The following is a 6,810-nucleotide window of genomic DNA, read 5'->3' as shown; positions in this document are numbered from 1 at the left end:
GAATACCACAAGCATCATTAGAACCATTATCAATTTGAGCTGCTGTAATACTCGCATTACCAGAAGCATCAAGTTGTACTGTAATATCTTGACAGATAGCAGTAGGATCAACATTATCTTCTACAGTAACATCAAATGAACAAGTACCTGTAAGACCAACACCGTCAGTTACAGTATAAGTAACAGTAGTTGTACCCAAAGGAAACGTAGAACCACTATTAAAATTACTCGTTATTGAGGCAATATCACAATTATCACCAGCAATTGGTCCTATCCAATTAACGATGGCACTGCAAAGATTGGCATCACTACTTACTGTTATATCTGAAGGGCATGAGCTAAAGTGTGGTGGAGTAGTGTCAGGGTCAGTGCCAATAACAACTGTAGTAGTAGCTTGACAAACTCCTATTCCAGTAATTGACTGATCATATTCAATCGTATAAGTACCAGATCCAATAGGTTGACCAGTGTTCTCCGGAGTGAATGTATGAGTTTGATTAGGATTATTTACAGGCATGGAATAAATTCCTATTACTTGATTACTAGAATTCCTAAGTACATAACCTGAAATATAGCCATTGATACCACCCGAACCTTGCACTGTAATTTGTCCATCTGTTTCTCCAGAACATGAAACATCTGTCCCTGTAGCTGTTACTTGGAGACCAACAACGGTAACTGTAAATGAACAAGACTTTGTAATTATTTCTCCAGAAGGAGAAGTATAAGTAGCAACATATTCCAAATCATGAACTCCAATAGGGTAATATCCTTGATTAGGAGCTGATACCGTAAAATCAATACCAGCAGAACATCCATCATCACTTAAAAAACCTTCTATAGCGATTACTGTATCGCCTTGATTAGCATTATTTGGTTTAGAACCAGTGTAGCTAAAAACAAATAGCAGTCTATAAACTCCTGTTACTCCAGTTACACTACCATCGCCAGAATCGAAGTCAGCATTCCAAGAATAAGTTGCCTGACCCGCATTAACAGTTTGAGCACTTAATTGGACATCTGGATAAGGATTCCCAAAATTATCTAAACCACCAACTAGAAACAATTGCACATCATAATTTCCATTGGAGTACTCTACATCAATGGAGACAGTTGTATCATCTTCTATTATTAGAAAGGGCGTTTGTATTTTAGACTTGTCGTCACCATCCCCATCATTACCAGAGAAAAGCTTAACGTAACCTCCATCTGTACCAACACGAGAAATATAATTAAAATCCCAACAATCTTCTGTTAATAATTGCTCATTTAACTCAAACAGCATGTTAAAGTTACCGTTTCCTGTCCCACCTGAACAGGTCTGAGAAACATCAGGGGTATTCCAGTTAATAATTGCACCATCAAAAGGCGGTCCACTACTTCCATCCATATTTGCATCAGCGCAAACTGTAATGTCAGCCGGACAATTGTCTAGTATTATACAGGAATTATCCTGTCCGTAACTGCCAAATACTCCAAAGAATATAAGTATAGCAGCGAAATTTTGAAAAACCTTATAAGTATTAGTTTTCATAAGCTTGTAGATTTGTATTGACTTTAGCAACTTTTAAATATATAAATGATGGCATAGCGTCATTGCTATCCATGCACGTTTCGTTATTATTAAAAAGTAATGAGGGAAAGACAGCCAATAATGGCGTCAAGAACTTTGTATGTGAAATTAGATTTGGGGTCATCTTTCAGTTAATAGCTACAACAAAACAACGTATATGTTATTATTAATTCAAAAAAATATGTTAAATCACTCAAAAAGTCGACAAGAGGTGTTTCTATCTCGTTTAATCGTGTAATTTGTATGATTTAACGACTACAGATTTCTAAATCCATAGTAATTAAGCCTTTTTTAATCCATAATTCATTTATTTTAGTTACATAAAAGTGTATACATTCATCATTATAATAAGCAAATAAAAATCTTTTTATCGAGAAAAACAACATTTTATCGATAAAAATTAACCTTTTACCGACAAATTATGAAAACATTAATTTTAATACGTCATGCTAAATCGTCTTGGAAGCACAATGTAATAGACCATGAAAGGCCATTAAATAATCGTGGTGAGTCTGATTCTATGTTAGTTTCAAATTACCTAGCAGATAAAGCGCTAAACCCGGACAGCGTCTTGATTAGTGATGCAAATAGAACGAAACTAACTGCAGATCAGTTTATTAAAACGTTGCAATTGAAACCTGAAATAATTCAATATAAACATGAATTGTATGATTTTTCAGGTTATGATTTGATAAACGTTATTAAAAGCTGTGATGCGAACATTAGCAGACTCATGATATTTGGACATAATCATGCCATTACTGCATTTGTAAATACCTATGGAGATAAATATGTAGAGAATGTTCCAACATGTGGTGTTGTAATAATCGAATTTGATATTAACGACTGGAGCGATTTAAAGCCTGGAAAGACGCTAACGACTCTGTTTCCTAAAGATCTAAAAGTATGATTAATTTCAACTTAACTTACAATTATTTTATATAGATTTAATTTTAAAAATTTAAGAATCAATTTCATTTTAACTTATATTTTATAACCAATTACAATATATTTGTGAATCACAAAAATTAGAAGGAATGACTCCAAGCCCCACCGCGGATAATAGATATATAAATAGAGAGATTAGTTGGTTACAATTCAATGCTAGAGTGCTCCAGGAAGCTTCAGACGAAAGTGTACCTCTTATTGAAAGGTTACGTTTCTTAGGTATTTTTTCGAATAATTTGGATGAGTTTTTTAAGGTTAGGTACGCAACGGTGAAACGGATTGTTGAGGCAGGTAAAGGAGGTAAAAGTGAGCTTGGTGGAATAAAAGCAAAAGAACTACTTGAGATTATAACCCAAATAGTAATAAAACAGCAAAGTGAAAGTTTAGAAGTTTTAAATAATATCAAAACTTGTCTGGACAAAGAAGATATTTACATTATTGATGAAAACCAAATAGGCACTAATCAACACGATTTTGTCAAGCGCTATTTTATTAGAAAGGTAAGTCCAGCTCTTGTTACCATTATATTAAATGAAAATGTTAGACTGCCAAACTTAAAGGATAGTGGTGCCTACTTAGCAGTTAAGATGTCTTTGGTAGATGGCGGAAAGCAGTTTGCTTTGATAGAAATCCCTAAAACGGTCAATAGATTTGTTGAATTACCCAAACAAGGCGATAAAAGCTATATCATAATGATAGATGATTTGCTTCGTTATTGTTTAGCTGATATTTTTAACATTTTTGAATATAAAAGTGTTTCGGCACACATGATAAAAATTACGCGAGATGCTGAATTAGACTTTGAAAGTGATTTAAGTAAAAGTTTTATTGAAAAAATTTCAGATAGTGTTAAACATCGTCAAATTGGTGAGCCTGTTCGCTTTGTTTATGATAAAACTATTGATAATGAAACACTTGAGTATTTAATGACCAAAATGGGTATTGATGATACCGATAGTATTATTCCTGGTGGTCGTTACCATAATAGGAGAGATTATATGAATTTCCCAAGCTTGGGCAGAACCGATTTACTCTATGATAAAATAGAACCTTTACCAGTAAAAGGGCTGAGTTTCGAATCTAGTATTTTTAGTGCCATAGCAGAAAAGGATTATTTACTTTATGCTCCATACCAAACATTTTCTTATGTAGTCAAGTTTTTGCGTGAAGCGGCTCTAGATCCTAAGGTAAAGACAATTAAGATTACAATTTATCGCTTAGCCCAGATTTCACATATCGCAAGTTCTTTAATTAATGCCGCTATTAATGGTAAAACTGTAACTGTTTCAATAGAACTTAGAGCCCGATTTGATGAACAGGCAAATATTGATTATGCTCAACAAATGGAAGAAGAAGGTGTTAATCTTATTTTTGGTGTTGCAGGTCTAAAAGTACATAGTAAAATGTGTGTTATTGAAAGAGAGGAAGGTAAAAAGTTAAAACGATATGGATTTATTAGCACAGGTAATTTCAATGAATCTACGGCTAAAATTTATACCGACCATACTTTATTTACTGCAAATCAAAGTATTTTAAAAGATGTTAATAAAATATTTAACTTTTTTGAGACGAATTATAGAATTTACACTTACAAGCATTTAATAACTTCGCCTCACTATACTCAAAGTTCTGTTTTTAAGCTAATTGATAAGGAAATTGAAAAGCAAAGACTTCATGGTAATGGATTTATTCGTTTAAAAATGAATAGTATTTCTAGCTATAAAATGATTGATAAACTTTATGAGGCTAGTAGAGCAGGAGTAAAAATACAAATGATTGTTCGTGGTATTTGTTGTTTGATTCCTGGTGTTGAAGGAATGAGTGAGAATATAGAAGTAATAAGTGTTGTAGATAAATTTTTAGAGCACTCAAGACTGTATATTTTTGGTGATAATGATGATAATAAAATTTATATATCTTCGGCGGACTGGATGACTAGAAACATTGACAATAGGGTAGAGGTGAGTTGCCCAATTTATGATGAAGCCATTAAACAACAAATTATAGATAATTTTAGTATTTGCTGGAGCGATAATGTGAAGGCTCGAGTTTTAAGCGCCTCACAAGATAATGCTTATAAAGTGGACAATAAAGAAAAGGTGAGATCTCAATTTGCTTTGTATGAGTATTATCAAAATCAACTAAAAAATTAGTATGCTTTCTATAAAAAAATATGCCGCAATAGATATTGGGTCAAATGCCGTTAGATTACTTATTTCAAATATTATAGAACAGAAAGGGCAACCTGTTCAGTTTAAAAAGAACTCTTTAGTTCGGGTTCCAATTCGTTTGGGTGCGGACGTTTTTATTAAGAATAAAATTTCTAAAGAAAATACCCAACGCATATTAGATACTATGTTGGCTTTTAAATTACTAATGAAATCCCATAAAGTAGTTAAATATAAAGCCTGCGCAACATCTGCAATGCGTGAATCTGCTAATGGGGATAAGGTTGTAGAATTAGTAAAGCAGCACGCTGGTGTAAGTATTGATGTTATTGATGGAGAAGAGGAGGCAGCTATAATTGCCGCCACAGACTTAAATAAATATATAGACCCTAATAAAACATATTTATATGTAGATGTAGGCGGAGGAAGTACAGAGTTTACAGTTATTCATAGAGGAAATCATGTAGCTTCTCGTTCATTTAAAATAGGAACTGTGAGACTATTGAATGATATGGTAAAAAAAGAAACTTGGCAAGATTTACAGGACTGGATTGGAGCAAATGCTAGAGGCTACCATAGAATAGATGTTATAGGATCTGGTGGAAACATTAATAAAATCTTTAAAGTTTCTGGCAAGGCGATGGGAAAACCACTGTCGTATTTTTATATGACCTCTTATTATAACATGCTCCAAACGTATTCATATGAAGAGCGTATAACAGAATTAGCCTTAAACCAAGATAGAGCCGATGTTATAATTCCTGCTATGCGAATTTATCTTTCTGCAATGAAATGGAGCAGTGCAAAAAATATTTATGTACCCAAAATTGGTTTAGCAGATGGTATTATAAAAAGTATATATTATGATACAGTTTCTAGCAATACACAGTAAAATTTTGCAATTCACCTTTAAAATGTACTTTTTTTAAGTAAAAAATATATATTCGCTGCATAATTGTTTGCTATTAAACAGTAACCCAAACCTATTTATCATGAAAAAAACATTACTCTTAGCTGTACTTATCGGTTTTTCAACCATTTATGGATTTTCCCAAGGTACAAAATACGGTGTTCGAGCAGGTTTAAATATTTCTAATTTAGATTTTAAACCAGATGCTAATTTTGAAAACAAACATAGAAACGGACTTATGATTGGTTTCTTTGGCGAATATGGGCTTTCTAAAGGGATTTCCTTAATGCCAGAAATTCAATTTTCTTCTGAAGGAGGAAAAGACGAACAATTAAGATTAGATTATATTCAAGTACCCGTGTTATTTAAATTTAGATTAAGTGAAAAATTCCATATTGGAGCTGGTCCTCAAGTAGGCATTAAAGTTCATGAATATGAAGATGGCGTAAAAAACTTCGCGTATTCAGGCGTTGGAGGTATTGAGTTTAAGTTGTCTCATCAATTATTTCTAGATGCACGCTACACCGTTGGTTTGGCTAATATTCTTGAAGATAATGTTGGTAGAGAAGCTACTAATTCAAATATTCAGTTTGGATTTGGTTTCAAATTTTAACCATGAATAGCCTCGGTTTTCCCGAGATTTGATATAATTTCAGATTCATAATCAAGAAGTTGCTGCCATTTGGTATCAACTTCTTTTTTATTTCCATACTTTCTTGCAAAACCTAAGAACATGGTGTAATGATTGGCTTCGCTAACCATTAGTTTTCTGTAAAATACGGCGAGTTCTTTATCCTTTAATTCTTCCGAAAGTAATCGGAAACGCTCACAACTTCTGGCTTCTATTAAGGCTGCATATAATAAGCGGTGTACAAGCTGTGTTGTTCTACTTCCTCCTTTTGGAAAAAACTTAACTAATTGTACAACATAGTCATCACGTCTGTCACGTCCAAGTGTCCAGCCTCTTTCTATAATTTTGTCATGAACCATTTTAAAATGACTAATCTCCTCTTTTACCAGAGCCACCATTTCTTGAACAAGGTCGGTGTATTCTGGAAAACTAACTATTAAAGAAATAGCCGTACTTGTTGCTTTCTGCTCACAAAAGGCATGATCTGTAAGGATTTCTTCAATATTTTTCTCTACGATATTAACCCATCGAGGGTCTGTTGGTAGTTTTAGTCCGAGCATCGTTTAATAATTGTTTATAG

6 protein-coding genes are annotated in these 6,810 nt (G+C 33.2%); 4 read left to right on the top strand and 2 right to left on the bottom strand.

Annotation, left to right across the window (positions count from 1 at the left end):
• Nucleotides 1-1,534 (bottom strand): HYR domain-containing protein (locus FEF17_RS12345; RefSeq protein WP_139002700.1); only part of this gene is annotated, 1,534 nt, incomplete at its 3' end.
• A 460-nt stretch (nucleotides 1,535-1,994) separates the two neighbouring features.
• On the opposite strand from FEF17_RS12345, the gene FEF17_RS12340 reads away from it, so the two are divergent.
• The 4 genes from FEF17_RS12340 to FEF17_RS12325 all read left to right on the top strand — a co-directional run bounded on the left by FEF17_RS12340 (nucleotide 1,995) and on the right by FEF17_RS12325 (nucleotide 6,212).
• On the top strand, nucleotides 1,995-2,483 hold the full coding sequence (locus tag FEF17_RS12340) for a SixA phosphatase family protein (protein WP_139002699.1): 489 nt from the start codon (nucleotides 1,995-1,997) through the stop codon (nucleotides 2,481-2,483).
• A 127-nt stretch (nucleotides 2,484-2,610) separates the two neighbouring features.
• The gene (gene ppk1 / locus FEF17_RS12335) at nucleotides 2,611-4,674 is read left to right on the top strand and encodes a polyphosphate kinase 1 (protein WP_139002698.1); all 2,064 of its coding nucleotides are present in this window, start codon (nucleotides 2,611-2,613) and stop codon (nucleotides 4,672-4,674) included.
• 1 nt (nucleotide 4,675) lies between these two features.
• A complete protein-coding gene (locus tag FEF17_RS12330) occupies nucleotides 4,676-5,581 on the top strand; it encodes a Ppx/GppA phosphatase family protein (RefSeq protein WP_139002697.1) in 906 nt (301 codons plus the stop codon).
• 100 nt (nucleotides 5,582-5,681) lie between these two features.
• Nucleotides 5,682-6,212: a porin family protein gene (locus FEF17_RS12325; protein ID WP_139002696.1), complete on the top strand. Its 531-nt coding sequence runs from the start codon at nucleotides 5,682-5,684 to the stop codon at nucleotides 6,210-6,212.
• On the opposite strand, the gene FEF17_RS12320 is transcribed toward FEF17_RS12325, so the two are convergent.
• On the bottom strand, nucleotides 6,209-6,790 hold the full coding sequence (locus tag FEF17_RS12320) for a MiaE family protein (protein ID WP_139002695.1): 582 nt from the start codon (nucleotides 6,788-6,790) through the stop codon (nucleotides 6,209-6,211). The two genes, FEF17_RS12325 and FEF17_RS12320, sit on opposite strands and share 4 nt — an antisense overlap.
• Between the last annotated feature and the right edge of the window lie 20 nt (nucleotides 6,791-6,810).

The organism is Hyunsoonleella aestuarii (assembly GCF_006148925.1).
Taxonomy (GTDB): Bacteria; Bacteroidota; Bacteroidia; order Flavobacteriales; family Flavobacteriaceae; genus Algibacter_D; species Algibacter_D aestuarii.
Note: the sequence above shows the minus strand (reverse complement) of the source record. Positions and strands in the feature narration are given on the sequence as shown.

Excerpts from the sequence above, each read along its gene's own strand:
- FEF17_RS12340 (WP_139002699.1), top strand. The coding sequence starts at position 1,995 with ATGAAAACATTAATTTTAATACGTCATGCTAAATCGTCTTGGAAGCAC.
- ppk1 (WP_139002698.1), top strand. The coding sequence starts at position 2,611 with ATGACTCCAAGCCCCACCGCGGATAATAGATATATAAATAGAGAGATT.
- FEF17_RS12330 (WP_139002697.1), top strand. The coding sequence starts at position 4,676 with ATGCTTTCTATAAAAAAATATGCCGCAATAGATATTGGGTCAAATGCC.
- FEF17_RS12325 (WP_139002696.1), top strand. The coding sequence starts at position 5,682 with ATGAAAAAAACATTACTCTTAGCTGTACTTATCGGTTTTTCAACCATT.
- FEF17_RS12320 (WP_139002695.1), bottom strand. The coding sequence starts at position 6,790 with ATGCTCGGACTAAAACTACCAACAGACCCTCGATGGGTTAATATCGTA.